Raw genomic sequence first — 25,680 nt, forward strand, 5'->3', positions numbered from 1 at the left:
CCTCGCTTTGTTGCAGGCCGATTAAAGCGCCTTGGATGTGGCAGTGCAACATGAGTAAGCCTAATTCTTCGGCGACCGGAAGGTTGCGTGCGATGCTTGCCGCCCTGACGAATTCCACTAAATGGCAATAAATGGACAAGATCATCATTGAAGGCGGAAAGCGCCTTTCCGGAACGATTCCCGTATCTGGTGCCAAGAACGCCGCGCTTACGCTGCTGCCTTGCGCGCTGCTGACCGACGAACCCCTGACTCTGCGCAATCTGCCGCGTCTGGCGGATATCGACGGTTTCCAGCACCTCATGAACCAGTTCGGCGTCTCGACGATGATCGCCGGATCGCGCCCGGAAGACTTCGGCCGCGTCATGACCCTGCAGGCGACGCGCATCACCAGCTCGGTCGCCCCCTATGACCTCGTGCGCAAGATGCGCGCGTCGATTCTCGTCCTCGGGCCGATGCTGGCGCGCATGGGCGAGGCCACCGTATCGCTGCCGGGCGGCTGCGCCATCGGCAATCGCCCGATCGACCTGCACCTCAAGGCGCTGGAGGCTTTCGGCGCGCAGATCGAACTGGCTGCAGGCTACGTGAAGGCGATCGCGCCCGACGGCGGCCTGCCCGGCGGCCGCTATTCCTTCCCGGTCGTTTCGGTCGGTGCGACGGAGAACGCGCTGATGGCGGCAGTGCTTGCGAACGGCAAGTCGACGCTGCACAATGCCGCGCGCGAGCCGGAAATCGTCGACTTGTGCAACCTGCTCGTGGCGATGGGCGCGCAGATCGAGGGTATCGGCACGTCCGACCTCACCATTCATGGCGTGCCGCGCCTGCACGGTGCCACTTACATGGTCATGCCCGATCGCATCGAGGCCGGCTCCTATGCCTGCGCCGCGGCGATCACTGGCGGCGAAGTCATGCTCAAGGGCGCTCGGATCGAGGAAATGGAAGCGACCGTGCAGGCACTGCGCGATGCCGGCGTTTCCGTCGAGCCGCGCGCGGGCGGCATCCATGTTGCGTCCGACGGAAAGCTGCGCCCGGTCAACCTGTCCACTGCGCCCTATCCCGGCTTCGCCACCGACATGCAGGCCCAGCTCATGGCGCTGCTGTGCCGGGCCGAGGGTACCAGCGTTCTGAACGAGACGATCTTCGAGAACCGCTACATGCACGTTCCCGAACTCAACCGCATGAGCGCGCATATCGAGACTTCGGGCCGCACGGCCATCGTCCACGGCGTTCCCAGGCTGACCGGGGCCGAAGTCATGGCGACCGACTTGCGCGCATCGATGAGTCTCGTCATTGCCGGCCTGGCAGCCGAGGGCGAGACCCAGGTGCACCGCCTCTATCACCTCGATCGCGGGTACGAGCGGCTCGAGGAAAAGCTCGCTCTGGTCGGCGCTCAGGTCGAACGGGTCGGCGGCGACTGAGCCGCAGGCTGCAACCACTGCCAGTGCCCATGCATTACTTCCTTGTATAGACGAGAGGAGTTGAACAATGGGCCTGATCAAGATGGCTGCAGCCGGCGCGGCCGGTTACGCGCTCTACAAATACGCGACACGCGACAAGGAAGAGACGGCCTACGCCGGTGGCGACGAGAATTTCTCGCAAGTTCGCGAAGCAGGGCCGAGTTCGATGACGAATCGGCCGTCGACATGGAACAAGGTGGACGAGGCCAGCGACGAGAGCTTCCCTGCCAGCGATCCCCCGGCAAACTACTGAAGTTCCACGTGAAACAATTTCTCCCGATGGCACTCGGGAGGTATCCCAAGGGCGGTGCCGCAAGGTTGCCGCCCTTTGCCGTTCTGCGCATGGGCATGCCCGAAGGCTTAGGTGCCCTCACTAATCGCAGGAACGCGAAATGGGGTGCGGCTGGGAGAGGTTAGGGCGTGCGCCGGTAGCTCAGTGCAAGCCAGACCCGCACGGCGCTGGCCAGCCCCGGGGGCGTTTCGGCTTCGAGGCGCTCGGCATCGATACGGGCGATAAGGGCATTCACCGGGATCTTTTCCGCTGCGGCCCTGTCCTTGAGCAAGTCCCAGAATACCGGCTCGAGACTGATCGAGGTCTTGTGCCCGGCGATCTCGACCGATCGCTTGATGGGGGGATGATAGGGGGAGGACATCGCGCGACCCTAATTGCTCGGTTCGATGAAAACCATCGGTTCCCGGCGCGGTCGCGGGATGGCGCGCCATTCGCGGCAGCCCTCCGGGTTTTCCCCGAGGGCACCCGAACCGCAGACGTCGTGCGGGACGCGCCGGCGAAGGCCGGACGTCCCGCACGAGCCGGATCAGTACATGTGCTGGCCGCCGTTGATGCTCAGGGTCGAGCCGGTGACGAATGTGGCGTTCTCAGAGCAGAGGAACGCGCAGCCGCGGGCGATCTCATAGGCATGGCCAAGACGGCCTACCGGGATCTTGGCGATGATCTTTTCCAGCACCGGTGGCGGTACGGCCGCGACCATGTCGGTGTCGATGTAACCGGGGGCGATGGCGTTGACGGTTACGCCGTACTTGGCGCCTTCCTGCGCCAGCGCCTTGGTGAAGCCGTGGATGCCCGACTTGGCGGCGGCATAGTTGACCTGGCCGTACTGACCGGCCTGGCCGTTGATCGAGCCGATGTTGACGATACGGCCCCAACCGCGCTCACGCATTCCGGGGAAGGTGGCCTTGGCCATGTTGAAGCAACCGCCGAGGTTGATTCGCATCACCTCGTTCCAGTCTTCGAAGCTCATCTTGTGGAGAACGCCGTCGCGGGTGATGCCGGCGTTGTTGATGACGATGTCGACCGGGCCGACTTCTTCGGCGACCTGCGCGCAACCTTCGAGACAGGCCTCGTGGTCGCCTACGTCCCATTTATATGCTGGAATGCCAGTCCGTTCCGTGAAAGCCTTCGCCTTTTCATCATTGCCCGCGTAATTCGCAACGACGTTATGCCCGCGATCCTTCAATGCGAGTGAAATTGCTTCTCCGATACCCCGAGTTCCGCCAGTAACGATTGCAACGCGTGCCATAGAGTGCCTTTCGCATGAGTTTGGCTCCACCACCTCTTTGCTAGGAAATGCGCGGGGTCAGGGCAAGGGCGCGCAGTCGCCGATCGATGAATTTTCGGCCATCTGCTTCATAGGACTGTCATATTACTTTGGGCAGTCCGATTTTTGTCAGAATCGGAACTGTGTGCCAACATAGACGGCCTGGCTATCCTGTTTGCCGTCGGTCAGCGGCAGGAGGCGCTCCCGGTCCTGGGAATAGCGCACGCCGGCCGTGACGTTGAGGTTGTCGGTCACGCGATAGGCGCCGCCGAGATCGACTTCGCCGGCGTCGCCCGCAAAGGTTCGCGGAGCCCGGCCCGCCGCACGCTTCTCGTCGATCGAAATGCGCGGGCTGAAGCGCGAATCGGTAACGGTTGCCGAAGCACCGGGCGACAGGCTGAACTTCTGGAGATCGGGGATTTCCGCAGGATTGCGAGTGGCCGGCGGCTGGGTGAGATTTTGTGCGAAGTTCTGGTATCCGCGTGCCACGCCGAGATTGAATCCGGTGGGCGCCATGCGCAGGCTGCCGGGTTCCTGCTCGGCCTTGGCGACCGACGAATGGTGGCGAACGATGATGGCCTTGGCGGCCTCGGGGTCGACGCGCACGGCGACGGTCACGGCCCGGTCGGGCCGGTTGGGCGTGCCGGCCGGGGTAAAGGGGAACTGGTGGCCCTTTGCCAGCGAACGCATGGCAACGGCGCGCGAGAGGTTTTCTTCCGAGGATTCGGGATCGAGGGATTCGATGGACGGTGCGGTGAAGTTCGCGGCGCGGATGGTGGCGGTGAAAGCGAGGACAGCGCTGGGCAGGGCGAGCACGCTCACGCAGCATGCCAGCAATATGCCGGTCCTGATGCCGCCCCTGGCGGCCAGTTTGCTCCCCGAATTCATTACAAACTCTCGTCAGATGCCTGTTCGACCCCAATCGGTCCTGATGCGGCGCCTTGCGAAGGCAGCTTGGCTGCCGCCGGAATCGCTTCGCACATTTTCCCTGTCTAATGTCAGGGGGCCAGCTTAACACAGTCTGATCGGCGGGGGGAGACAGAAGCGATCCATGCAGTCCGTTGGCCCGCTGGGCGTTCAGGTCGCGTTTAGGCTGTCCCCGCTTAGGCCGGTCCGTCAACGCCCGCGCTCTTGCCGCAAGTGTGTTGGCAGCTATAGAGGCGTTGACGGCGGGTTTCGTGACAGCGCTTTTCGCCACCAGGATTCAGGAATTGGGAACGACAATGACAGGCAGCACCGATACCGGCCTCTTCACTGCTCGCAACATCGTCCGCATCGGGCTTTGCGCTGCGGCGGCACTCGCTCTGACGGGCTGTGGCGGCAAGAAGCAGACTGCCGCGGTGATGGCGCCCTCGCAGGTGACCACCATCGGCGTGAACAGCTACCTCTGGCGCGCCAGCCTCGATACGCTCTCGTTCATGCCGCTGCTCCAGTCGGACAGCGCGGGCGGCGTCATCGTCACCGACTGGTACACCAACCCCAAGAATCCCGGCGAGCGGATGAAGGTCACGGTGATGATTCTCGACCAGGACCTGCGCGCCGACGCGCTGCGCGTCACCGCTGCCCGCGAAGTCGCGGCCAATGGCGGCTGGGCCTCTGCGCCGGTCGAGGCTGCGACCGTGCAGAAGCTCGAAGACATCATCCTCACCCGTGCCCGCGACCTGCGTCGCAACTCGGTGGGCGGCTGATACCCATGGATTGGTGGGCCAGCCGGCCCACCACAGGTTCGCGGGTCGGCTGACCCGCAGGAGACTAGACTGACATGAGTGAGCGGTTCGATCCGGCTCAGGCGGATACCCGCTGGCAGGCGGCGTGGGACGAAGCCCAGTGTTTCAAGGCGGACGACACCTCGTCCAAGCCCCGCAGCTACGTCCTTGAGATGTTCCCCTATCCCTCGGGGCGCATCCACATCGGCCACGTGCGCAATTACACGATGGGCGACGTGCTGGCGCGCTACAAGCGCATGACCGGGCATGAAGTGCTCCACCCGATGGGCTGGGACGCCTTCGGCATGCCGGCCGAGAACGCGGCCATGGAAAAGGGCGTGCATCCCGGCGGCTGGACGCGCGAGAACATCGCGAACATGAAGGCGCAGCTCAAGCGGCTGGGCTTCGCGCTCGACTGGAGCCGCGAAATCGCCACCTGCGAGCCGGAATACTACGGCCACGAGCAGGCGCTGTTCCTCGACCTGTACGAACACGGCCTCGTCTACCGCAAGGAATCGGCGGTGAACTGGGACCCGGTCGACCAGACGGTGCTGGCCAACGAGCAGGTCATCGACGGGCGCGGCTGGCGCTCGGGTGCACTGGTCGAGAAGCGCAAGCTCAACCAGTGGTTCCTCAAGATCACTGACTTTGCCGACGAACTGCTCGAAGGCCTCTCCAGCCTCGACAAGTGGCCGGAAAAAGTCCGCACGATGCAGGAAAACTGGATCGGCAAGAGCCAGGGCCTGCAGTTCCGCTTCGACCTCTCGGACGGTGGCACGGTCGAAGTCTACTCGACCCGCCCCGATACGATCTTCGGTGCCAGTTTCGTAGCCGTCGCCGCCGATCACCCGATCGCGCAGGGCGTGGCCGCGGGGAACCCGGAGGTTCAGGACTTCATCGCGCTGTGCAAGCAGGGCGGGACGACCGCGGCCGAGCTGGAAACCGCCGAGAAGCTGGGCTTCGATACCGGCATCACGGCAAGGCACCCGTTCACCGGCGCCGCGCTTCCGGTCTTCATCGCCAACTTCGTGCTGATGGACTACGGCACCGGCGCGGTCATGGCCGTTCCGGGACACGACCAGCGCGACTTCGAGTTCGCGACCAAGTACGCACTGCCGATCCCGCGCGTCGTCGCGGCAAGCCTGGAAGAGGCCGACAAGCCCTTCGACGGCGAGGCCGAGAGCGGTGACGGCGTCATCGTCAATTCCGACTTCCTCGACGGGATGAGCGTTGCCGAGGCGAAGGCGGACGTTATCTCCCGTGCCGAAAGCGGCGGCTGGGGCGAAGGCAAGACGGTCTGGCGCCTGCGCGACTGGGGCGTTTCGCGCCAGCGCTATTGGGGCACGCCGATCCCGTTCATCCACTGCGAAGTCTGCGGCGTCGTGCCGGTGCCCAAGAAGCACCTGCCGGTGACCCTGCCCGAGGACGTCGACTTCTCGACCCCGGGCAATCCGCTGGTCCGCCATCCGACCTGGAAGCATGTGGATTGTCCGCAGTGCGGCAAGCCTGCCCGGCGCGAGACCGATACCCTCGACACTTTCGTCGACAGCTCGTGGTACTTCCTGCGCTTCGCCAGCCAGCCCGGCGACAGGCCGTTCGATCCGGCGAAGATTGCGCAGTGGCTGCCGGTCGAGCAGTACATCGGCGGCATCGAGCACGCGATCCTGCACTTGCTCTATGCTCGTTTCTGGACCCGCGCACTTGCCCGCATCGGCAAGGTCGAGGTGAAGGAGCCCTTCGCCAGCCTGTTCACGCAGGGCATGGTCACGCACGAGACCTACGAGCGCAGGAATCCCGAGAACGGCCAGCCGATCTATTTTGCGCCGGGCGACGTCGAACGCACGGCCGAGGGGGCAACGCTCAAGGCCGATGGCGCGCCGGTCGAGATCGGCCGCGTCATCAAGATGTCGAAGTCCAAGAAGAACGTCGTCGATCCCGACGAGATCGTCGCGACTTACGGCGCCGATGCGATCCGCTGGTTCATGCTGTCCGACAGCCCGCCCGAGCGCGACCTGCCCTGGTCGGAAGCGGGTATCGAGGGCTGCGCGCGCTTCGTGCAGCGCCTGTGGCGTCTGTTCGGCCAGTACGACGCCTCGGCCGAGGGCGAGGACAAGGCGGTCGACCGCAAGGCGCACCAGACTGTCGCCGCCGTGGCCCAGGACATCGAATCGCTCGGCTTCAACAAGGCCGTCGCGCGCATCTACGAACTGACCGGCGTGATCGAGAAGGCAAAGCCATCGGCCAGCCGTTCGGAAGCGATCCGCAAGGTCCTGCTGCTCGTGGCGCCGATGATGCCGCACCTCGCCGAAGAGGCTTTCGCCACCTTCGGTCAGGGCCTTGTGGCTGAGGCCGGCTGGCCCGAAGTCGATCCGGCGCTGCTGGTCGAGGACGAAGTGACCGTCGCGATCCAGGTGAAGGGCAAGCTGCGCGACACCATCACCGTGGCCAAGGGCACGGCGAAGGAAGAACTCGAGGCGCTTGCTCTCGCCAGCGAGAAAGTGCAGCGTGCGCTCGATGGTGCCGAGGTGAGGAAAGTGATCGTCGTGCCCGACCGACTGGTGAACCTCGTCGCGTGAAACGCGCCCTGGCCCTGTTCGGAGCACTGATGCTCGCCGGCTGCGGGTTGCAGCCGATGTACGCCGGTGGCGGCAGCGGCGCCGTGGCGCGCGGCCTGTCCGACATCCAGGTGGCCGCGATAGAAGGGCGCGCGGGCTGGCTCGTGCGCAATGCTCTGGTCGATCAGTTGGGCAAGGGGCAGGCCGGCTCGACGCCGCGCTATCGCCTCGATGTCCGGCTCGATGACAAGCTGGAGGGCTTCGCGCTCTTGTCCGACGACACCGTCGGCCGTGAACGCCGTACGCTGCGGGCCCGCTATCAGCTCGTCGACCTGAACAGCGACGAGATCGTCCTCGACGCCTCCGCCGGTTCGGACGCAGGCATCGACGTGGTCTCCTCGGACTATGCGACGATCGCGGCCGAACAGGCAGCGCTGGAGAACCTCGCCAAGGACGTCGCCAACCGAATTGTCACCAATGTCGCGCTGCGTCTGCGCGGCGATACGAGCCAGTGAAGGCAACGCAGAAAGACTTCGCCGGGATCGCTTCACGCGCGGCTCGCGATGTGCGCGTTGCCTTTTTCTGCGGCCCGGACGAATCCGGCGCGCTGGACGCTGCGCACAAGCTGGTCTCTTTGCTGGCGGATCCGGGCGAGCGGATCGAGTTGCCCGGCGCGGAACTGCGCAGGGACCCGGTGCGCCTGGGTGACGAGGCCCGCTCCAATTCGCTGTTCGGTGGAACCCGCCACATCTGGGTGCGAGCGCAGGGCGACGAGGCCCATGACGCGGTGCGCAACCTGATCGAGGACGATGTCGAGTCCTGCCCGGTCGTGATTGTCGCCACCGGGGCGACCGACAAGTCGCGCACCGCGAAGCTGCTGATCAACCGCGACGATGCCCTCGTGGCGATGTTCTATCCGCCCGATCTCGGCGCCGTGACCGGCGCTGTGCGCACGATGGCCAATGGCGCCGGCCTCAAGATGGGCGGTGAACTGGCCGAGCGCATCGCCCGCGGCGCTGGTCTCGACAGCCGGATTGCCCGCTCCGAAGTGGAGAAGCTGGCACTCTATCTCGATGCTTCGCCGGAGACGCCGCGACCGGTCTCGGCCGCCGATCTCGACGCCGTGGGCGCACAGACCGAGGACGACGATTTCTCGCCCCTGGTCGATACCGTGCTCGGTGGGCGCCGTAACGCAGTTGCAAGCGAACTGAAGCGGATCCGCGAACTTGGGATGAACCCGGTCGGCCTGCTGCTTGCCTTCGAGCGTCGGACGGCGCAGCTGGCCGCGCTGAACGCGAAGCTGGGCCGCGGCGGCGACGTTGCCGGGCTCCTCAAGGCCGAAGCGGGCGCGCGTCGTATCTTCTGGAAAGATCAGCCCGCGCTCAACGAACAATTGCGCATCTGGCGTGGTCCGCGAATCGAACGCCTCACCGCGAAGCTTGTTGCAATGCACCAGTCGTTGCTGGCGAATAGCCAGGATGCGGAACTCCTCCTGGCTGAAGGACTGCTCGAAATAGCCAGAACCGCCTGTCTGACGGTGAAGCAGCGGATATAGGGAACGTTTTGACTTAATCCGCTTTTCCAATTGCACGCCGCGTTTTTAAGCTTCAATATCTTCTGCAGTGCAGCATCGCATCGACCGCAATCGATGCCAGCGATCTGTGAGGAAAGCAGGCATTGTGCAGTTGGATTCGAGGAGTGCGGAACCAATGAATGCGCCGTTCACGACGGGCGAGTTCATTAAAGGGCAGGAATTCGACGAGCTCCTCGTCGCGCCCTCGCTCGTCCGACGCAGACTCCAGTGTTACCTTGCTCTTCTCATCAGCGATGTCGTCGCAGTCTTTCTGGGTTTTGCTGTCGCCGGCCAATTGTACATGGCCACGAAGGGCTTGGAGGACTCCTTCCTCTACGGGTCCCTGATCTTCCCGATTTTCCTGACGATTGCTTTCTACAACGGCGCCTATTCAATCGATGCGCTCCGCTCCGGCTGGTCCGGGATCATGCGGGCAGAGCTGGCATTCGTCATTGCCGTGGCCGTTGTCGTCTTCGTGCAGTTTCTGACAAGTTCGAGCGCCGATTTCTCCCGCGTGACATTCAACGGCGGGGCCATTCTGGCCATGGCGCTGATTGCGTGGCTGCGTCTGCAGATGCGCAGTTTCGTGGCGTGGCGATGCGGTGGCAGCGTTATCAACGAACTGATTATCGACGATGGCGGGCCGCAGGTGCAGATCCGCAATGCCATCCGCATTTCCGCAGCGGCCATGGGCTTGCGCCCCAATCTCAACGACCCGGACGATCTCGATCGTGTCGGTCTGGTCCTGCGCAACATCGATCGGGTTGTCGTCAGCTGTCCGTCCGATCGTCGCCTCGATTGGGCGATGATCCTCAAGGGTGCCAACGTCGAAGGCGAAGTACTGGACGATCAGGTTGCCAGGCTGGGCGCGCAGGGCGCCCGCACGATCGGCAATCACGGTCTGCTGATGGTTTCCGCGGGACCGCTCGGCCTGCGCCAGCGCGCGATCAAGCGCATCTTCGACATGGCCTTCGCCGGCTCGGCGATCCTCGTGCTTTCGCCATTGCTGATCGTTGTCGCATTGGCGATCAAGCTGCAGGACGGTGGCCCGGTCCTGTTCATCCAGAAGCGCATGGGACGCGGCAACTGCTTCTTCAACATGTACAAGTTCCGCAGCATGACGACGGCGCTGTGCGACAGCGACGGCAATGTCTCGGCCTCCAAGGACGACAAGAGGATCACTCCGGTCGGCAAGTTCATCCGTTCGACCAGCCTCGACGAGCTGCCGCAGCTCTTCAACGTCCTGCTCGGCGACATGAGCCTTGTCGGACCCCGCCCGCACGCCACCGGCTCGCTGGCGGGGCAGAAGCTCTTCTGGGAAGTGGACCGCCGTTACTGGCAGCGGCACAGCCTGAAGCCGGGCCTCAGCGGCCTGGCCCAGGTGCGCGGCTTTCGCGGTGCCACCGATCACGAGGGCGACCTCGTGAAGCGCCTGCAGTCCGATCTTGAGTATCTCGAGGGCTGGACCATCGGCCGCGACATCAAGATTCTGTTCCTGACCTTGCGCGTTCTGGTCCACGACCGCGCGTTCTGAGCGCGAAGGACGAAGCCTCGGTCTATCGATCGTTGCCCAGGCGTCAATTGCGCTGAACGATGACGTCAGGGGCCAGTGTGGCCCCGCATCCGTCAGTTTTGCTTGGGAACGCTGAAAGTGCCCGAGACGCGGCCACCCGAAGCCGAGGATACCCCGCTCTTCAGGTCGATGACGAAACGCCCGCCGCGCAGGGTGTCGGAATCGCGCTTGAGCGAGGCATTACCGATCATCGTGATGATGCGCTTGTTGAAGTCGTAGATCGCGGTATCGCCGGTCGCCACTTCGTTGCCGCGGGTGACGGTCACCCCGCCGCTGGCCGTGATCCGCTGCAGCTTGAGCTCATCGGCATTGGTGAAATTGACGATGGTGCGCGCGGCGCGCAGGCGCAGGTCGGTCTGCTTGATATCGACATTGCCGGTCAGCACGACGCGGTTCTGCTTGTCCTGCAGCTCGATGCGGTCGGCGGCATAGTCGACCGGCGCATTGGTATCGTGGCCGGGGAAGACTTGCGCGCCAAGCTGCTGCGTCGCGATCAGGCTGGCGCCGGCCAGCAGCGGCAGGGCGACGGCGACGCGCATTGCGGCACGGGAGGTGAAAGGGCGCGGGCTGCGACGGGTCATTGCGGTATCCTAAGCTTGCCGGGCGTCATGCGCAGCCGGGCATTGCCTTCAAGCGTGACTGTTCGTTCGTTGAAATCGGCCTTCATGGTCTGCGCCGCGAAAGTGCCGGTGGGCACTTTGCCTTCGACGCCGCCCGTGCCGACGGCCTTGCGGTCCTTGACGTCGATGGCGACGTTGTTCGTCACCATGCGATAGCCGTCCGCAGCCGCGAAATTCACCGGCCCGTCAACCTTGATCGTTTCGGTATCGTAATTGTACGCACCGCGTGGCGCGTCGATCTTGGCGGGGCCGTCGTTGAGATTGAGCTGCGCCACCAGGTCCAGCATCTGCACCACCGGCAAGCTCGCGGACTTCTGCACCGCGCTTCCGGCCGTGACGACGAAGGCCCGGCCGCGATCGTCGAGGCCGCGATAGGCCGCATCGGCCACGCGGATGCGTTCCTTTGTCACGGCCACCTTGTTGCGGTCGAGCAGGAAGCTGATCTCGCCGCGCGGCGACAGGGGCATGAGAATCATGATGGCGGCAACCACGCCTATCCCTGCCGGCAGGGCCTTGGCGAGGAAGGCGACAAGCCGGTCATGCGAACCGCCCGGCGCAGCGAAGTGCCGGCGTCGGTTGCGGATCTGGGTGGCCTCGACCGACATGGTCGATCAGGCGGCCTGGTGGCTGAAGATGTCGTGATCCGGCCAGCCGGCCAGGTCGAGCCGGGCGCGTGCCGGCAGGAAATCGAAACAGGCCTGCGCGATCTCAGTCCGCTTCTCGCGGGCGAGGCGCTCGACGAGAATTTCGTGCATGGCGTGCAGATAGCGCACGTCCGATGCCGCATAGTCCTTCTGCGCGTCGCTCAGCTCGGGTGCGCCCCAGTCGCTCGACTGCTGCTGCTTCGATACTTCCTTGCCGAGAAGCTCGCGCACGAGGTCCTTCAGGCCGTGGCGATCTGTGTAAGTGCGCACCAGCTTGCTGGCGATCTTGGTGCAGAACACCGGCGCAGCCATCACGCCCAGGTAATGTTCGATCGCGGCCAGGTCAAAGCGCGCGAAATGGTAAAGCTTGAGGCGCGCCGGATCGGCAAGGACAGCCTTGAGATTAGGCGCATCGAATGTGCTTCCGGGGCCGAAGCGGACGAGATGCTCGTCGCCCTTGCCGTCGGAAATCTGGACCACGCAGAGGCGGTCGCGCGGGGTTATGAGGCCCATCGTCTCGGTATCGACGGCGACGGGGCCCGGGGCGAGGACGCCTTCGGGGAGATCTTCTTCGTGGAGATAGACAGCCATGATCCGAAAATGCTTAGGGACTGGGCCGGTGTTTCGCAATGGGCGCTGTTCGCGAAGGGCGGCTCCCTGGCGCTTTCGGAGGACGAACGGGCATGAATGCAACAGCAAGCGCGCAGTCAGTGCCCCCGGCATGGCAGCCGGTGCTGGGCGAGGTGCTCGAATCGCGCGAATCCAGACAGTTGATCGGCTGGCTGCAGGCTCAGGAAGAAGCCGGCAAGCGAATCTATCCACCGCACGGCCATCGCCTGCGTGCGCTCGAACTGACGCCGCTGGACGCGGTGCGGGTCGTGATTCTCGGTCAGGACCCCTATCACGGCGCGGGCCAGGCGCACGGCCTGGCTTTCTCGGTGCCCGAAGGGGTGCGCGTGCCGCCATCGCTGGCGAATATCTACAAGGAGCTGGCGAGCGACTGCGGCGTCACCGCGCCGGGTCACGGCAACCTGGAGCATTGGGCGCGGCAGGGCGTGCTGCTGCTCAACAATGCGCTGACCGTGGAGGAAGGGCAGGCCGGCTCGCACCAGAAAAAGGGCTGGGAAGCGATCACCGATGCTGCCGTGGCTGCCGTCGCCGCCAAGAGCGAGCCATGCGTGTTCCTGCTCTGGGGCAACCATGCGCAGAAGAAGGCGTCGCGGGTACCGGGACTGGCTTCGAGTCACCATCTCGTGCTGACGGCGCCGCATCCCAGCCCGCTGTCGGCGCATTCCGGGTTCTTCGGCTGCAGCCACTTCAGCCGCGCCAATGCCTTCCTTGCCGAGAACGGGCGCGGGACGATCGACTGGTAAGGACAGGAGCGCCGCGCTCAATTCCATTCCGGGCTGCCCTCCGCTCGGCCTGAGTGGCGGTTTGCGGATTCCTTCGACAGGCTCAGAATGAGCACGCGCGGCTCTCTATGGAGATTTCCGGGTGAGGTCAGCGCGAATCGCGGCGAACGGCCCTCGTGCCAACGGAAAAGGGGCGCGCCTCGCGGCACGCCCCTTTCGTGATTTCGGCCCGGTCCGGCTCAGCGCGGCAGTTCGCTCGCGCCCATGAGCATTTCGTCGACCGAGCGGGCGCACTGGCGGCCTTCGCGGATCGCCCAGACCACCAGCGACTGGCCACGGCGCATGTCGCCGCAGGAGAAGATCTTCTCGTCGTTTGTCTGGTACTTCTCGGTGTCGGCCTTGACGTTGCCGCGCGGGTCGAGCTCGACGGCGGCCTGGTCCAGCATGCCGGCCTTGCGGGGGCCGGTGAAGCCCATGGCCAGCAGGATGAGGTCGGCCTGGAGCGTGAACTCGCTGCCCGCGACCTCGTGCATCTTGCCGTCCTTCCACTCGACGCGGACGCATTCGAGCGCCTTGACGTCGTTGTCGCCGATGACGCGCTTGGTCAGCACGGCCCAGTCGCGCTCGCAACCTTCCTCATGGCTCGAGGAGGTGCGCAGCTTGAGCGGCCAGTTCGGCCAGCTCATGGCCTTGTCCTCGTGGACCGGCGGCTTGGGCATGATCTCGAGCTGGGTGACCGAAAGGGCGCCCTGGCGGTTCGAGGTGCCGACGCAGTCGGAGCCGGTGTCGCCGCCGCCGATGACGATGACGTGCTTGCCGGTCGCGGTCAGCGAGCCGCGCGGCGCGGCGCGCAGTTCATCGTCGCCGGCATTGCGCTTGTTCTGCTGGGTCAGGAATTCCATCGCCAGGCGCACGCTCGGCAGTTCCGAACCCGGAATGTCGAGACGGCGCGCTTCCTCGGCGCCGCCCGCGAAAACGACGGCGTCGTAGTTTTCCTTGAGCGAGTTTACCGAGACCGAGACACCCACCTCGACGGAAGTCTTGAACTCAACGCCTTCGGCTTCCATCTGCGCCGCGCGGCGATTGATGAGGTGCTTCTCCATCTTGAAGTCGGGGATGCCGTAACGCATCAGCCCGCCGACGCGGTCGTTCTTCTCGAACACGGTGACCGAGTGGCCGGCGCGGGCAAGCTGCTGCGCGCAGGCCATGCCCGCTGGACCCGAACCGACGACGGCGACCGACTTGCCGGTGCGCTTCGCCGGGATTTTCGGTGTGATCCAGCCTTCGGCCCAGCCCTTGTCGACGATCGCGCATTCGATCGACTTGATGGTGACCGGCTGGTCGACGATGTTCAGCGTGCATGCCGCCTCGCACGGAGCGGGGCAGATGCGGCCGGTGAATTCCGGAAAGTTGTTGGTCGAGTGGAGGACTTCCAGCGCATTGCGGTAGTCGTCCTCGTAGACCAGGTGGTTCCAGTCCGGGATGATGTTGTTGACGGGGCAACCCGTATGGCAGTGCGGGATGCCGCAGTTCATGCAGCGCGACGCTTGTGCCTTGAGGGTTTCCGCCGGAAGCGGAATGACGAATTCCTTGTAGTTCTTCAGTCGCTCCGAAGCATCGCCGTAAGTGCGATCCTGACGGTCGAGCTCGAGGAAGCCGGTTTCCTTACCCATTTTTGCAATATCCTCGTGAATTATTCCGCGGCAACCGAAGCGGCTTCCTGCCGCTCGGCCTCGAGTTGCTTGAGCGCGCGTGCATAGTCGCGCGGCATCACCTTGACGAACTTGCCAAGCGTGTTGGCCCAGTCGTCGAGCAGCGCACGGGCCCGCTTCGAGCCGGTGTGCAGGTGGTGACGTTCAAGCAGGACACGGATGCGTTCGGCATCGTGGCGCAGCATGTCGCCCATGCCGAGATCGTTGACGCCGTTGGTGCGCTGCTGCGGACGGCCGGTGCTTTCTTCCTCGTCGGCTTCCGGAGAGATCTTCTCCAGGTCGACCATGGCCGTGTTGCACAGCTTGTCGAACATGTCGTCCTCGTCGAAGACGTAGGCGATGCCACCCGACATGCCTGCCGCGAAGTTGCGGCCGGTCTTGCCGAGGACCATCACGACGCCGCCGGTCATGTACTCGCAGCCATGGTCGCCGCAGCCTTCGACGACCGCGATCGCGCCCGAGTTGCGGACCGCGAAGCGCTCGCCGCCCACGCCATTGAAGAATGCCTCGCCGGAGATCGCGCCGTAAAGCACGGTGTTGCCGACGATGATGTTGTTCAGCGGGTCGCGATCGACGTGGGTGGGCTGGCGCACGATCACGCGGCCGCCCGACAGGCCCTTGCCGACGTAGTCGTTGGCATCGCCGGTCAGGTCGAGCGTGACGCCGTGGGCAAGCCAGGCCCCGAAGCTCTGGCCGGCAACGCCGGTGAGCTTCACGTTGATCGTGTTGTCGGGCAGGCCTTCATGGCCGTAGCGCTTGGCCACTTCGCCCGAGAGCATCGCGCCGACCGTGCGGTTGACGTTGATGATCGGCTTTTCGATGCGCACGGCTTCGCGCTTCTCGAGCGCATCGGCCGACGCTTCGATGAGGGCGTTGTCCAGCGCGTTCTCGAGACCGTGGTCCTGCGTTTCGCTCCAGTTGAGCGAGGGGCTGTCGCCCAGCGGGGCCTGGTAGAGGATGCGGCTGAGGTCGACGCCCTTGGCCTTCCAGTGCGAGATCGCCTTCTTCATGTTGAGCCTGTCGACGCGGCCGACCATCTCGGCAACCGTGCGGAAGCCCAGTTCGGCCATGATCGCGCGCAGCTCTTCGGCGACGAAGAAGAAGTAGTTGACCACATGCTCGGGCTGACCGGTGAAGCGGGCGCGCAGGACGGGGTCCTGGGTGGCGACGCCGACCGGGCAGGTGTTGAGGTGGCACTTGCGCATCATGATGCAGCCGGCCGCGATCAGCGGCGCGGTGGCGAAGCCGAACTCGTCGGCGCCGAGCAGGGCGGCGACGGCTACGTCACGGCCGGTGCGCAGGCCGCCGTCGGCCTGCACCGCAATGCGGCTGCGCAGGTTGTTGAGCAGCAGGGTCTGCTGGGTTTCGGCAAGGCCGATTTCCCAAGGCGAACCCGCATGGGTGAGAGACGTCAGCGGCGAAGCGCCGGTGCCGCCCTCGTAGCCCGAGATCGTCACGTGGTCCGCGCGCGCCTTGGACACGCCCGCGGCGACCGTGCCGACGCCCACTTCGGACACCAGCTTGACCGAAACGCGCGAGGTCGGGTTCACGTTCTTGAGATCGTGAATGAGCTGCGCGAGGTCTTCGATCGAGTAGATGTCGTGGTGCGGCGGCGGCGAGATGAGGCCGACGCCCGGGGTCGAGTGACGGGTCTTGCCGATGACCTTGTCGACCTTGTGGCCGGGCAGCTGGCCACCCTCGCCGGGCTTGGCGCCCTGGGCCATCTTGATCTGGATGTCGTCGGCGTTGACGAGATACTCGGTGGTGACGCCGAAGCGGCCCGATGCGACCTGCTTGATCGACGAACGCATGGTGTCGCCGTTGGGCAGGGGCTTGAAGCGCTTGGGATCTTCGCCGCCTTCACCGGTGTTCGACTTGGCGCCGATGCGGTTCATGGCGAGCGCCAGCGTGGTGTGCGCCTCCCACGAGATCGAGCCGTAGCTCATCGCGCCGGTGGCGAAACGCTTGACGATCTCGCTGGCCGGTTCGACCTCGTCGATCGAGATCGGGGTTTCGGCGGGCACGAACTCCATCAGGCCGCGGATGGTGAGCATCCGGGTCGACTGGTCGTTGATGCTCTGCGCGAATTCCTTGTACTTTTCGGGCACGTTGCCGCGCACGGCATGCTGGAGCGAGCCGATGTTGGTCGAGGTCCAGGCGTGTTCCTCGCCGCGGATGCGCGAACCGTAGATGCCGCCGACGTCGAGCATGTTGGCGTAGATCGGGTTTTCGCCGAAGGCCGCGGCGTGACGGCGCACCGCCTCTTCCGCGATTTCGAGCAGGCCCGCGCCCTCGATGGTGGTGGCAGTGCCGGTGAAGTACTTCTCGACGAATTCGGTCGACAGGCCGACGGCGTCGAAGATCTGCGCGCCGCAGTACGACTGGTAGGTCGAAATGCCCATCTTGGACATGACCTTGCGGATGCCCTTGCCGATGGCCTTGATGTAGTTCTTGCGTGCGTCCTCGGCGGAAACCGGCAGGTTCTTGCGAACGCGGATGTCCTCGATCGTCTCGAACGCGACGTAGGGGTTGATCGCCTCGGCACCGTAGCCGGCCAGGACGCAGAAGTGGTGCACTTCGCGCGCTTCACCGGTCTCGACGACCAGGCCGGTCTGCATGCGCAGGCCCTGGCGGACGAGGTGATGGTGCACGGCAGCCGTCGCCAGCAGGGCCGGCATCGGAATGCGATCGGGGCCCTGGGCGCGGTCGGACAGGATCAGGATGTTCTTGTCCGCCAGCACGGCTTCGGTGGCGGCCCAGCACATTTCCTTGATCGCCATTTCGAGACCTTCGGCGCCGGTTTCGGCATCCCAGGTCATGTCGATGGTGGCGGTGCGGAAGGCGCCGTCCAGCGCGGCCTCGACCGAGCGGATCTTGGCGATGTCCACGTCGGTGAGGATCGGCTGGCTGACTTCCAGGCGCTTGTGCGTGCCGGCGTCATGACCAAGCAGGTTCGGGCGCGGGCCGATCATGGAGACCAGGCTCATCACCAGTTCCTCGCGGATCGGGTCGATCGGCGGGTTGGTGACCTGCGCGAAGTTCTGCTTGAAGTAGTCGTAGAGCAGGCGCGACTTGTTCGACAGCACCGGAATCGGCGTGTCGGTGCCCATCGAACCGATCGGATCGTCGGCATTGATGGCCATCGGCTCGAGGAAGCGGCTGGTGTCTTCCTGGGTGTAGCCGAAGGACTGCTGGCGATCGAGCAGCGTGGTGTTCGGGGCCGGCAGCGGGTCCAGCTCTTCCTCGATCACGTCGAGGTCCTTGAGCATGTACTGCGCCTGGTCGAGCCACTTCTGGTAAGGCTCTTCGTTGGCCAGCTGGGTCTTGATCTCCTCGTCCTCGATGATGCGGCCCTCTTCGAAGTCGATGAGGAGCATCTTGCCGGGCTGGAGACGCCACTTGCGCACGATGTTGTCTTCCTTGATCGGAAGAACGCCGCTTTCCGAGGCCATGACGCACAGGTCGTCGTCGGTGACCAGGAAGCGCGCCGGGCGCAGGCCGTTACGGTCGAGCGTGGCGCCGATCTGGCGGCCATCGGTGAAAGCGACGGCGGCGGGGCCGTCCCAGGGCTCCATCAGCGCGGCGTGATATTCGTAGAACGCGCGGCGTTCGCCGTCCATCAGCGGGTTGCCGGCCCATGCCTCGGGGATGAGCATCATCATCGCGTGGCTGAGCGAGTAACCGCCGGCGAGCAGCAGTTCGAAGGCGTTGTCGAGGCAGGCGGTGTCCGACTGGCCGTGCGGGATCAGCGGCCACATCTTGTCGAGGTCGGCGCCGAGCAGCTCGGATTCCATGGTGCGGCGGCGCGCGTTCATCCAGTTCACGTTGCCGCGAACCGTGTTGATCTCGCCGTTGTGCGCCATGAAGCGGAACGGGTGTGCCAGCTTCCAGCTCGGGAAGGTGTTGGTCGAGAAGCGCTGGTGCACGAGGCCGAGCGCGGAGACGAAGTCCGGATCGCGCAGGTCGTCGTAGAACGAGCCGACCTGGGTGGCGAGCAGCAGGCCCTTGTAGACGATCGTGCGGCTCGAGAAGCTCGGCATGTAGAGCTCGGTCAGGCCGGGCAGGTCATGCTTTTCGGCGAGGGCCGCGAGCGGGTTCTGGGTCTGCTTGCGGATCGCGAGGAGCTTGCGTTCGAAGGCGTCCTGGTCGGCGCAGTTCTCGCCGCGGCCGACAAAGCACTGGCGGATCACCGGCATCGATTCGATGACCGTCTTGCCGAGGCCGTCCAGAGCGACCGGAACGTCGCGCCAGCCGATGAGGGTCTGGCCTTCCTTCTTGATGAACTTCTCGAAGGTGGAGACGACGAAATCGCGCGAGGCCTCGTCCTGCGGGAGGAAGCACATGGCAACGGCATAGTCGCCGGCTCCGGGCAGTTCGACGCCCGCACCCGTGGCCCACTTGCGGAACATCTGGTCGGGCAGCTGGGTCAGAATGCCCGCGCCGTCGCCCAGGAGCGGATCCGCGCCCACCGCGCCGCGGTGGTCGATGTTTTTCAGGATTTCAAGCGCCTGGGTAATGATTGCGTGGCTTTTCTGTCCTTTAATATGGGCGACGAAGCCCACACCGCAGGAGTCGTGTTCGTTGCGCGCATCGTAAAGGCCCTGGGGCTTAGGAAATCCCATCGATATTAATCCATCCTGTCATTTTGCCGGGGCCTGCACAGCCGCGCACGACCAGCGCACGCGAATCGCGCACTATCCAGCACGCGGCATAGTGACCCCACGATCCCCATGACGATTGAACGCCGGTTTTGCAACCGCGAAGGCACATTTCGGCGCAGTAATGGTGCCGACTATGCTGGAAAAAGGGGCATTTTATTATCGAAACCCCGCTCCGGCAGGACCGGAACGGGGCTCGGGGTTTCAGTGATTCGCCGTTGCAGCGCGGGTCTGCAGGGCCCGATTCCCGTCAGATCGCGCTGGCGATAGAGTGTCTGCGCCCGGTCAGGCGGCGCCGCTCATGCGCTGCAGGGTGGCCAGGGCCTCGCGCAGGGCGCGTTCGGTCTGGTCCGTGTCCTGCCGTCCGGGGGCGTCGAACGGGCGACGGGCCTGGAACTCGCTGGGCATGGGCGGCTGCTCCTCTGCTTCGGGAGCCTGCGTGCCATCGAAGCGCCGTGCCGCCTGTGCCTGTGCGGGTTCGTCACCGGGGAAGACGACCATCGGCTGGATGCCGTCGTCGGTTTCCGGCTCGTCGATGCGCACGAAAGGCTGGCGCGGTGCTGCGCGAGAGATGTTGAGAAGCGACGAATAGCCCTCCTCGATCGCATCTTCCTCGTCCTCCGGCTCATCCTCGGCCCCGGCGTAATCAGCGTATTGTGCTTCCGCATGATCCTCGGCGAACTCGCCGTCGGCCTCATCGTCGTAGTGCATGACCGGCGCGGAAGGCGCGGCGGGCTTGGTCTTGAGCAGTTCGCCGATGTGGCGCGGCGGAATGTATCCGGGAAGGGCCTCGTCCTCGTCGAAGGAGTCCATCCCCACGGGGCGGAGTGCTGCCGGGACCTGCTGCGCTGCAACAGGCTCTTCGTCCCAGGTCCGGGCGAGAGCTTCGAGTTCTTCTTCGAGTTCAGCGGCCGGTTCGGCGTCCTCGAGGGGTTGCGCCAGCTCGGCAAGGGATGTTTCGATCTCGGCTTCCGGGACTTCGAAGCCTGTGTGATCGACCTGCTCCCAGTCGACGAGATCGGCAGCTTCCTCGCTCGCCTCTGCAGCGACGTCGAATTCAGCTTCGTCGAAATCGACGTCTTCGGATTCGCTCGCTTCGGATCCTGCCGTCTCGATCCCGGCCTCGACGACGCAGTCGTCTGCCAGTTCTAGCGGTGCGGCTTCGGGTTCTTCATGCTCGGCGGGCAGGGTCTCGCTGAACGTGACGGTCTCGACCGGAGCCGGCTGGATTTGCGGGCGCTCGAACTGGAGCGGCTTGAAGGCCAGTGGGGTTACGGTAGCCGCTTGCGTTGCGGCAGGTGCAAAAGTCTCTCGCGCTTCGACGAGGTCGGCCGCGTTTTGCGCTGCGATCTCCTCGCGGCGCTTGGCCATGGCAAGGGCCAGGCGTTCCAGCAGTTCGACGTGCGAAAGCGAATCGAGATCGGCGGAGGCGATTCGGTCCGCTGCGCTGTGTCCGCCCGGGGACGGCGCGCGGTCGGTCGGAGCCTCGGACACTTCGACCCGCTCGTCTTCTTCGTGCGCTTCGGGCTGCTTTTCGAGGGAATCGATGATCGCCTTGGTCAGCACTGCAAAAGGCGTCGAGCGGTCGTAGGGCGCCTGATAAAACGGAGCCTGGGCGCCGGGTGCCTGATCCGCGTCGATGCCCGGTTCGGCATCGAGATCGGCGATCGAGAGGATCGCGCGGTCTTCGCGGCGCACTTGCTGTTCGACCGGTGCAGCCGGCCTGCCGGAAAGATCGCGCGAATAGCTCTCGAACAGGTGGTTGCTGACGGAGGCCTTGGCCGCGAACGGCGCTTCTTCGTCCTCGATGACCTCGAATTCGGCGGTCTCGATATCTGCTGCTTCGGCCTCAAGGGCGTCGGCCTCATGGGCTTCGACGTCGAACGCGTCGACCTCCTCGGAACCTACGAGTTCGGCGTCTTCGACCTCGGTTTCATCCGATTCGAATGCGGTCGGCGCGAAGGAAGCGGCCTGAGTTCCGGCTTCGACCTCGTCCTGGAATTCTTCCAGCTCGAGGTCGGCGGCTTCGGCGATATCCGCATGGGCCGTATCGCGCACTTCCCCGGCCTCGACCGGTGCGGGTGCAGCTTCAGCCTGCGCAGGCATCTCGTTGGCGACGAATGCGGGGGTGGTAAGCTCTGCCGCCGGATTCATGCGGCGGCGCGAAGTGACTGCGCCTGCAGCGGGACGGGCGATACGGCGGGCGACCATGGCACCGACGATGCCGCCAAGCCCGGTCATGGCCAGCGCGATCAGGATGCGCGCGGTTGCGCCGAGCGGCGGGGCCGCCATGGGGACCAGCGAATCGATGTGCGTGGCCGTGACCAGTTGTTCGACAATGGCCGGCTTGATGGCGATGCCGGCCAGACCGAAGAGGGCGCCGAACCAGAGGGCCACGATGGCCGGAAACAGCGGGTGGCGGCTGATCGGCTGCTTTCCTCCGGCTTTCCTGCGTGTGTCTTGGGCCACGTTTTCCATCCCGTTCTCAAATTGCGCGAGGCAGTGTCATGCAGCGACAGTGCCCCTGTTTTCAGGCTTCAGGAGTGCCAGCATTTGGTAAACGTCTTGATAACGAGCCGCGTTCACGGCCCAATCGTGCCGGGATTCGACATGGTCGCGGCCGGCCTTACGGTAGGCAGGCCAGTGCGCGCGATCCTCCAGCAATCCGGCAAGCGCGTTCGCGCATGCCAACGGATCGTCCGGCGTGAACAGGGTTCCCGTGCGGCCATGCGTGACCAGTTCGCGGTGCCCGCCGACATCGCTGGCGGCGACCAGCTTGCCCTGCGCCATCGCTTCGAGCGGCTTGAGCGGGGTGACGAGATCGGTCAGCCGACTGCGCTTGCGCGGGTAAGCCATGATGTCGGCAAGAGCGTAATAGCGTTCGACCTCGTGGTGCGGGACCCGGCCGACGAAGCGAATTGCCTCTGCGGCGGGCGATGCTGCGGCCTGCGCGCGCAAGGCTGCCTCGCAGGGGCCGCCGCCGACCAGCAGCAGGCGCGCGTCGCTTCGCCGCTGGGCGAGATGGGCCATGGCCTCGATCAGCACGTCGATGCCCTCGTAGTAATAGAAGCTGCCGATGAACCCGATCACCGGGCAGGGCGCGCCGCCGACCTCGAAACCCAGGCTGCGGGCCAGTTCGGGGTCGCGGCTTGCGGGCTCGCCGAAGAGGGTGAGATCGACGCCATTGGGCATGACGGTGATTCGCTCCGGCGCGGTGCCGCGCCCGACAAGATCGGCCTTGAGGCCTTCGCAGATCGTCACCACGGCATCGGCGCGCGAGACGACGTGGCTCTCTAGCTTGCGGGTCAGCCGGTACTTGAGCGAGCCTTCGCTGCCGGTGCCGTTGCCGACCGCGGCGTCTTCCCAGAACGCGCGAATTTCGTAGACCAGCGGAATGCCGTGGCGGCGGGCGACGCGCAGGGCTGCCTGGCCGCACAGCGCCGGGGAATGGGCATGGATGACGTCGGGCCGCCATTCGCGCACGACCTTTTCGATGCCTTTCGCGAAGAGCGCAATCTCGCGCCATTCGCGCAGGCCGGCAGGGCCGCTTGCCGCACCGGCCGTGCGATGGAAGAGCAGGCCGTCGGCTTCTTCGGCGATGGGCCCTTCGGCCGTGTGCCGCAGTCCGGTCACGCCGCGCACTTCGTAGCCCATCGCGGCCTGCGCCTTGAGGATCGCCCGGGTGCGGAAGGTGTAGCCGCTTTGCATGGGCAGCGAATGGTCGAGGACGTGGAGGATGCGTGTCATGACCTGCAAATCCCTAGCTTGTAAGGCTTAACGCGCCGTCAACCCGCGGCTGGTATCGCCCATGGCATGGTCGATATCTTCGCCCTTGCCCTGTCTCACGGACTGCTCGCGCTTGCCGCGCTGCGCCTGCTGGCACGCGTCGATCTCGACGAAGAGGGGCGCGGGGATGCAGGGGGCGGGCGCAAGGCCCGGCCCGCGCAAAGGCGCAAGATGCGTGTGCCGACGCAGGGCGAAGGCGCACAGCCGGATGCTTGACCTTGGCCTGACGGCATTCCTCGCCTGCTTCCTGGTCATGGGCTTCAAGCGTCCGTTCCTGTGGGTGCTTTGCTATCTCTACGTCGACATCGTTTCGCCGCAGGTCATTTCCTGGGGCATCCTCTCAAGCGTCCCGGTCTCGCTGATTACCTTCGCTGCGGCTTTCGGCGGATGGTTGCTGCTCGACGACAAGCGCGATTCGCGCTTCACCTTCCGCCAGGCGCTGCTGGCCATGCTGCTGGCATACTGTGCGATGACAACGCTGACTGCCGACTATCCGGCAGAAGCGCTGGAGAAATGGGCCTGGGTGTGGAAGGCGCTGGTCTTTGCGATCTTCCTGCCGCTTACCTTGCGCACCCGTTTGCGGATCGAGGCGGTCGCACTGGTCATGGTCCTGGCGGCCAGTGCCCTGATCATCGACGGCGGCATCAAGACGGTGATGGGCGGCGGCGGTTACGGCACGCTGCGGATCTTCGTCGACAACAATTCGGGCCTGTTCGAAGGCTCGATCCTGTCCTGCGTGGCGATCTCGATCATCCCCGTGATCATCTGGCTGGCCCGCCACGGCACGATCTTCCCTTCGGACTGGCGGGTCTGGACCTTCACTTGCGCCCTTATCTTCGCCTGCGCGCTGATCCCGGTCGGCACCCAGGCGCGCACCGGCCTGATGTGCCTTGGCGTGCTCTGCGCGCTCTCCTTGCGCACTGCGAAGCACCGGGTGCTGATCGCAGGCGGCATGGCCTTCGCGCTGTTCGCCGCCGTGCCGTTCCTGCCGCAATCCTTCCTCGCGCGCATGAGCACGATCGAGAACCACCAGTCCGACCAGTCTGCCAGCACTCGCCTCGGCGTGTGGAAGTGGACCTGGGGCTATGCCAGGGAGCACCCCTTGGGCGGCGGCTTCGAGGTCTACCTGTCGAGCGAGGTCGAATACGACACCGTCGTCCGCGAATCGGACGGCAGCAATGTCGTGGTCGAGCGGCAGAAGGTGGTCGAGAAGGGCCGCGCCTTCCATTCCAGCTATTTCGAGATGCTGGGCGAGCAGGGCTTCCCGGGTCTGTTCCTGTGGCTGCTGATCCAGGGCCTGGGCATTCTCCAGATGGAAATGATCCGGCGGCGCTGGAAAGGACGTACCGGGCCGGACGAGGCCTGGGTGGCGCCGCTCGCCAACGCTTTGCAGCTCGCGCATGTGGTCTACATGATTGGATCGCTGTTCGTGGGCATCGCCTTCCAGCCCTTCATCCTCATGCTGGTCGGGCTGCAATGCGGTTTCTGGAGTTACCTCAGGCGCATTGGCCATCCGGCGAAGGCCGGGCAGGGCGAATCGCGCCGCAAGGTCCCGCGCAGGATGCAACCGGCCTGAGCGATTCCTAACCCTTTTGAGGAATTCCAAAGGGGGTAATGGGGAGCGTTTGCGACAAATCGCGTGATTTCAGAAGGAATCCCGATTTTGCATTAACGGCAAATTTACCTTTAACCTTCATTGCTCATATGGTTAATTCACGGCAATGTCCGTTTATGCAGGGTTAGCGTAAGCGGACTATGGGGAAAAAGGGGGTTACCTCATGCGAGTGCTGTTGATCGAGGACGAACCGACCACGGCCCGGGCCATCGAGCTCATGCTGTCGGCGGAAGGTTTCAATGTTTACTCGACGGATCTCGGCGAAGAAGGCCTCGATCTGGGCAAGCTCTACGATTACGACATCATTCTTCTGGACCTGAACCTGCCTGACATGCACGGCTACGACGTCCTCAAGAAGCTGCGCGTCGCCAAGGTGCAGACGCCGGTCCTGATCCTTTCCGGCATTTCCGAGATGGACTCCAAGGTCCGCTCGTTCGGCTTCGGCGCGGACGACTATGTGACCAAGCCGTTCCACCGCGAAGAGCTGATCGCCCGCATCCACGCGGTCGTGCGCCGCTCTAAGGGCCATTCGCAGTCGGTCATCCGTACCGGCAAGCTGATCGTCAATCTCGACGCCAAGACGGTCGAGGTCGATGGCGCCCGCGTGCACCTGACCGGCAAGGAATACGCGATGCTCGAGCTGCTTTCGCTGCGCAAGGGCACGACGCTGACCAAGGAAATGTTCCTCAACCACCTTTATGGCGGCATGGACGAGCCCGAGCTGAAGATCATCGACGTCTTCATCTGCAAGCTGCGCAAGAAGCTCAGCCACGCCTGCGGCGGTGCCAATTACATCGAGACGGTTTGGGGCCGCGGCTACGTGCTGCGCGACCCGGACGAGCAGGCTGCAGCGGCCTGATCCCAGCGTTTCGC

22 protein-coding genes are annotated in these 25,680 nt (G+C 64.7%); 11 read left to right on the forward strand and 11 right to left on the reverse strand.

Going from position 1 to position 25,680, the window contains the following annotated elements; genetic code table 11:
* Positions 1–131 precede the first annotated feature (131 nt).
* Both murA and PP1Y_RS06560 read left to right on the forward strand, forming a co-directional pair.
* The gene (murA, locus tag PP1Y_RS06555; RefSeq protein ID WP_013831534.1) at positions 132–1,415 is read left to right on the forward strand and encodes a UDP-N-acetylglucosamine 1-carboxyvinyltransferase; all 1,284 of its coding nucleotides are present in this window, start codon (positions 132–134) and stop codon (positions 1,413–1,415) included.
* A gap of 67 nt (positions 1,416–1,482) precedes the next feature.
* Positions 1,483–1,707 carry a hypothetical protein gene (locus PP1Y_RS06560; protein ID WP_041558639.1) on the forward strand — a complete coding sequence of 75 codons (225 nt, stop codon included), beginning with the start codon at positions 1,483–1,485 and terminating at the stop codon, positions 1,705–1,707.
* 160 nt (positions 1,708–1,867) lie between these two features.
* Here PP1Y_RS06560 and PP1Y_RS06565 read toward each other — a convergent pair whose 3' ends face one another.
* The 3 genes from PP1Y_RS06565 to PP1Y_RS06575 all read right to left on the reverse strand — a co-directional run bounded on the left by PP1Y_RS06565 (position 1,868) and on the right by PP1Y_RS06575 (position 3,901).
* Entirely contained in the window at positions 1,868–2,107 is a 240-nt protein-coding gene (locus tag PP1Y_RS06565) for a ribbon-helix-helix domain-containing protein (protein ID WP_013831535.1), read from the reverse strand.
* 165 nt (positions 2,108–2,272) lie between these two features.
* On the reverse strand, positions 2,273–2,995 hold the full coding sequence (gene phbB, locus PP1Y_RS06570; protein WP_013831536.1) for an acetoacetyl-CoA reductase: 723 nt from the start codon (positions 2,993–2,995) through the stop codon (positions 2,273–2,275).
* 147 nt (positions 2,996–3,142) lie between these two features.
* Positions 3,143–3,901 carry a hypothetical protein gene (locus tag PP1Y_RS06575; RefSeq protein ID WP_013831537.1) on the reverse strand — a complete coding sequence of 253 codons (759 nt, stop codon included), beginning with the start codon at positions 3,899–3,901 and terminating at the stop codon, positions 3,143–3,145.
* Between the two features lie 335 nt (positions 3,902–4,236).
* Here PP1Y_RS06575 and PP1Y_RS06580 point away from each other — a divergent pair, with 335 nt between their 5' ends.
* The 4 genes from PP1Y_RS06580 to holA all read left to right on the forward strand — a co-directional run bounded on the left by PP1Y_RS06580 (position 4,237) and on the right by holA (position 8,829).
* A complete protein-coding gene (locus PP1Y_RS06580) occupies positions 4,237–4,701 on the forward strand; it encodes a DUF3576 domain-containing protein (RefSeq protein ID WP_013831538.1) in 465 nt (154 codons plus the stop codon).
* Between the two features lie 74 nt (positions 4,702–4,775).
* A complete protein-coding gene (gene leuS / locus PP1Y_RS06585; RefSeq protein WP_013831539.1) occupies positions 4,776–7,295 on the forward strand; it encodes a leucine--tRNA ligase in 2,520 nt (839 codons plus the stop codon).
* Entirely contained in the window at positions 7,292–7,789 is a 498-nt protein-coding gene (gene lptE, locus PP1Y_RS06590) for an LPS assembly lipoprotein LptE (protein ID WP_041558640.1), read from the forward strand. Before leuS ends, lptE begins: the two co-directional genes overlap by 4 nt.
* Positions 7,786–8,829: a DNA polymerase III subunit delta gene (gene holA, locus PP1Y_RS06595; protein ID WP_013831541.1), complete on the forward strand. Its 1,044-nt coding sequence runs from the start codon at positions 7,786–7,788 to the stop codon at positions 8,827–8,829. Before lptE ends, holA begins: the two co-directional genes overlap by 4 nt.
* A gap of 52 nt (positions 8,830–8,881) precedes the next feature.
* Here the strand turns inward: holA and PP1Y_RS26335 are convergent, their stop codons facing one another.
* Positions 8,882–9,142 carry a hypothetical protein gene (locus PP1Y_RS26335; RefSeq protein WP_232512562.1) on the reverse strand — a complete coding sequence of 87 codons (261 nt, stop codon included), beginning with the start codon at positions 9,140–9,142 and terminating at the stop codon, positions 8,882–8,884.
* A 6-nt stretch (positions 9,143–9,148) separates the two neighbouring features.
* Here PP1Y_RS26335 and PP1Y_RS06600 point away from each other — a divergent pair, with 6 nt between their 5' ends.
* Positions 9,149–10,381 (forward strand): sugar transferase, encoded by a 1,233-nt coding sequence (locus tag PP1Y_RS06600; protein ID WP_232512564.1) that lies wholly within the window; start codon positions 9,149–9,151, stop codon positions 10,379–10,381.
* A 92-nt stretch (positions 10,382–10,473) separates the two neighbouring features.
* Here the strand turns inward: PP1Y_RS06600 and PP1Y_RS06605 are convergent, their stop codons facing one another.
* From PP1Y_RS06605 to PP1Y_RS06615, 3 genes are read right to left on the reverse strand one after another with little or no spacing between them, the layout of a single operon-like run.
* The gene (locus tag PP1Y_RS06605; RefSeq protein WP_013831543.1) at positions 10,474–11,001 is read right to left on the reverse strand and encodes an LptA/OstA family protein; all 528 of its coding nucleotides are present in this window, start codon (positions 10,999–11,001) and stop codon (positions 10,474–10,476) included.
* Complete coding sequence (gene lptC, locus PP1Y_RS06610; protein ID WP_007012703.1) at positions 10,998–11,645, reverse strand: LPS export ABC transporter periplasmic protein LptC; 648 nt, start codon at positions 11,643–11,645, stop codon at positions 10,998–11,000. Before lptC ends, PP1Y_RS06605 begins: the two co-directional genes overlap by 4 nt.
* A gap of 6 nt (positions 11,646–11,651) precedes the next feature.
* Positions 11,652–12,275, reverse strand: a complete 624-nt coding sequence (locus PP1Y_RS06615; protein ID WP_007012705.1) for a ribonuclease D — start codon at positions 12,273–12,275, stop codon at positions 11,652–11,654.
* A gap of 92 nt (positions 12,276–12,367) precedes the next feature.
* On the opposite strand from PP1Y_RS06615, the gene PP1Y_RS06620 reads away from it, so the two are divergent.
* The gene (locus PP1Y_RS06620) at positions 12,368–13,057 is read left to right on the forward strand and encodes a uracil-DNA glycosylase (RefSeq protein WP_013831544.1); all 690 of its coding nucleotides are present in this window, start codon (positions 12,368–12,370) and stop codon (positions 13,055–13,057) included.
* Between the two features lie 218 nt (positions 13,058–13,275).
* Here the strand turns inward: PP1Y_RS06620 and PP1Y_RS06625 are convergent, their stop codons facing one another.
* From PP1Y_RS06625 to PP1Y_RS06640, 4 genes are all read right to left on the reverse strand, one after another.
* The gene (locus tag PP1Y_RS06625; protein WP_013831545.1) at positions 13,276–14,709 is read right to left on the reverse strand and encodes a glutamate synthase subunit beta; all 1,434 of its coding nucleotides are present in this window, start codon (positions 14,707–14,709) and stop codon (positions 13,276–13,278) included.
* Positions 14,710–14,729: 20 nt separating this feature from the next.
* A complete protein-coding gene (gene gltB, locus PP1Y_RS06630) occupies positions 14,730–19,370 on the reverse strand; it encodes a glutamate synthase large subunit (protein ID WP_013831546.1) in 4,641 nt (1,546 codons plus the stop codon).
* Positions 19,371–19,691: 321 nt separating this feature from the next.
* Positions 19,692–21,884: a hypothetical protein gene (locus PP1Y_RS06635; protein WP_013831547.1), complete on the reverse strand. Its 2,193-nt coding sequence runs from the start codon at positions 21,882–21,884 to the stop codon at positions 19,692–19,694.
* A 27-nt stretch (positions 21,885–21,911) separates the two neighbouring features.
* Positions 21,912–23,153, reverse strand: coding sequence for a TIGR04063 family PEP-CTERM/XrtA system glycosyltransferase (locus PP1Y_RS06640; protein WP_013831548.1), 1,242 nt, complete (start codon positions 23,151–23,153; stop codon positions 21,912–21,914).
* Positions 23,154–23,219: 66 nt separating this feature from the next.
* On the opposite strand from PP1Y_RS06640, the gene PP1Y_RS06645 reads away from it, so the two are divergent.
* The 3 genes from PP1Y_RS06645 to ctrA all read left to right on the forward strand — a co-directional run bounded on the left by PP1Y_RS06645 (position 23,220) and on the right by ctrA (position 25,666).
* Positions 23,220–23,408: a hypothetical protein gene (locus PP1Y_RS06645; RefSeq protein ID WP_041558642.1), complete on the forward strand. Its 189-nt coding sequence runs from the start codon at positions 23,220–23,222 to the stop codon at positions 23,406–23,408.
* Complete coding sequence (locus PP1Y_RS06650) at positions 23,401–24,768, forward strand: putative O-glycosylation ligase, exosortase A system-associated (RefSeq protein WP_013831549.1); 1,368 nt, start codon at positions 23,401–23,403, stop codon at positions 24,766–24,768. The genes PP1Y_RS06645 and PP1Y_RS06650 overlap by 8 nt, the downstream gene beginning before the upstream one ends.
* 202 nt (positions 24,769–24,970) lie before the next feature.
* Positions 24,971–25,666 carry a response regulator transcription factor CtrA gene (gene ctrA, locus PP1Y_RS06655; RefSeq protein ID WP_013831550.1) on the forward strand — a complete coding sequence of 232 codons (696 nt, stop codon included), beginning with the start codon at positions 24,971–24,973 and terminating at the stop codon, positions 25,664–25,666.
* The last annotated feature ends 14 nt before the right edge of the window (positions 25,667–25,680 follow it).

The sequence above is a fragment of the Novosphingobium sp. PP1Y genome (genome assembly GCF_000253255.1).
In the GTDB taxonomy this organism is placed as follows: domain Bacteria; phylum Pseudomonadota; class Alphaproteobacteria; order Sphingomonadales; family Sphingomonadaceae; genus Novosphingobium.

Excerpts from the sequence above, each read along its gene's own strand:
- PP1Y_RS06575 (WP_013831537.1), bottom strand. The coding sequence starts at position 3,901 with ATGAATTCGGGGAGCAAACTGGCCGCCAGGGGCGGCATCAGGACCGGC.
- PP1Y_RS06615 (WP_007012705.1), bottom strand. The coding sequence starts at position 12,275 with ATGGCTGTCTATCTCCACGAAGAAGATCTCCCCGAAGGCGTCCTCGCC.
- PP1Y_RS06640 (WP_013831548.1), bottom strand. The coding sequence starts at position 23,153 with ATGACACGCATCCTCCACGTCCTCGACCATTCGCTGCCCATGCAAAGC.
- ctrA (WP_013831550.1), top strand. The coding sequence starts at position 24,971 with ATGCGAGTGCTGTTGATCGAGGACGAACCGACCACGGCCCGGGCCATC.
- PP1Y_RS06625 (WP_013831545.1), bottom strand. The coding sequence starts at position 14,709 with ATGGGTAAGGAAACCGGCTTCCTCGAGCTCGACCGTCAGGATCGCACT.
- murA (WP_013831534.1), top strand. The coding sequence starts at position 132 with ATGGACAAGATCATCATTGAAGGCGGAAAGCGCCTTTCCGGAACGATT.
- PP1Y_RS06580 (WP_013831538.1), top strand. The coding sequence starts at position 4,237 with ATGACAGGCAGCACCGATACCGGCCTCTTCACTGCTCGCAACATCGTC.
- PP1Y_RS06620 (WP_013831544.1), top strand. The coding sequence starts at position 12,368 with ATGAATGCAACAGCAAGCGCGCAGTCAGTGCCCCCGGCATGGCAGCCG.
- PP1Y_RS06600 (WP_232512564.1), top strand. The coding sequence starts at position 9,149 with ATGGCCACGAAGGGCTTGGAGGACTCCTTCCTCTACGGGTCCCTGATC.
- PP1Y_RS06650 (WP_013831549.1), top strand. The coding sequence starts at position 23,401 with ATGCTTGACCTTGGCCTGACGGCATTCCTCGCCTGCTTCCTGGTCATG.
- gltB (WP_013831546.1), bottom strand. The coding sequence starts at position 19,370 with ATGGGATTTCCTAAGCCCCAGGGCCTTTACGATGCGCGCAACGAACAC.
- PP1Y_RS06560 (WP_041558639.1), top strand. The coding sequence starts at position 1,483 with ATGGGCCTGATCAAGATGGCTGCAGCCGGCGCGGCCGGTTACGCGCTC.
- PP1Y_RS06565 (WP_013831535.1), bottom strand. The coding sequence starts at position 2,107 with ATGTCCTCCCCCTATCATCCCCCCATCAAGCGATCGGTCGAGATCGCC.
- lptC (WP_007012703.1), bottom strand. The coding sequence starts at position 11,645 with ATGTCGGTCGAGGCCACCCAGATCCGCAACCGACGCCGGCACTTCGCT.
- PP1Y_RS06635 (WP_013831547.1), bottom strand. The coding sequence starts at position 21,884 with ATGGAAAACGTGGCCCAAGACACACGCAGGAAAGCCGGAGGAAAGCAG.
- leuS (WP_013831539.1), top strand. The coding sequence starts at position 4,776 with ATGAGTGAGCGGTTCGATCCGGCTCAGGCGGATACCCGCTGGCAGGCG.
- PP1Y_RS06645 (WP_041558642.1), top strand. The coding sequence starts at position 23,220 with ATGGTCGATATCTTCGCCCTTGCCCTGTCTCACGGACTGCTCGCGCTT.
- phbB (WP_013831536.1), bottom strand. The coding sequence starts at position 2,995 with ATGGCACGCGTTGCAATCGTTACTGGCGGAACTCGGGGTATCGGAGAA.
- PP1Y_RS06605 (WP_013831543.1), bottom strand. The coding sequence starts at position 11,001 with ATGACCCGTCGCAGCCCGCGCCCTTTCACCTCCCGTGCCGCAATGCGC.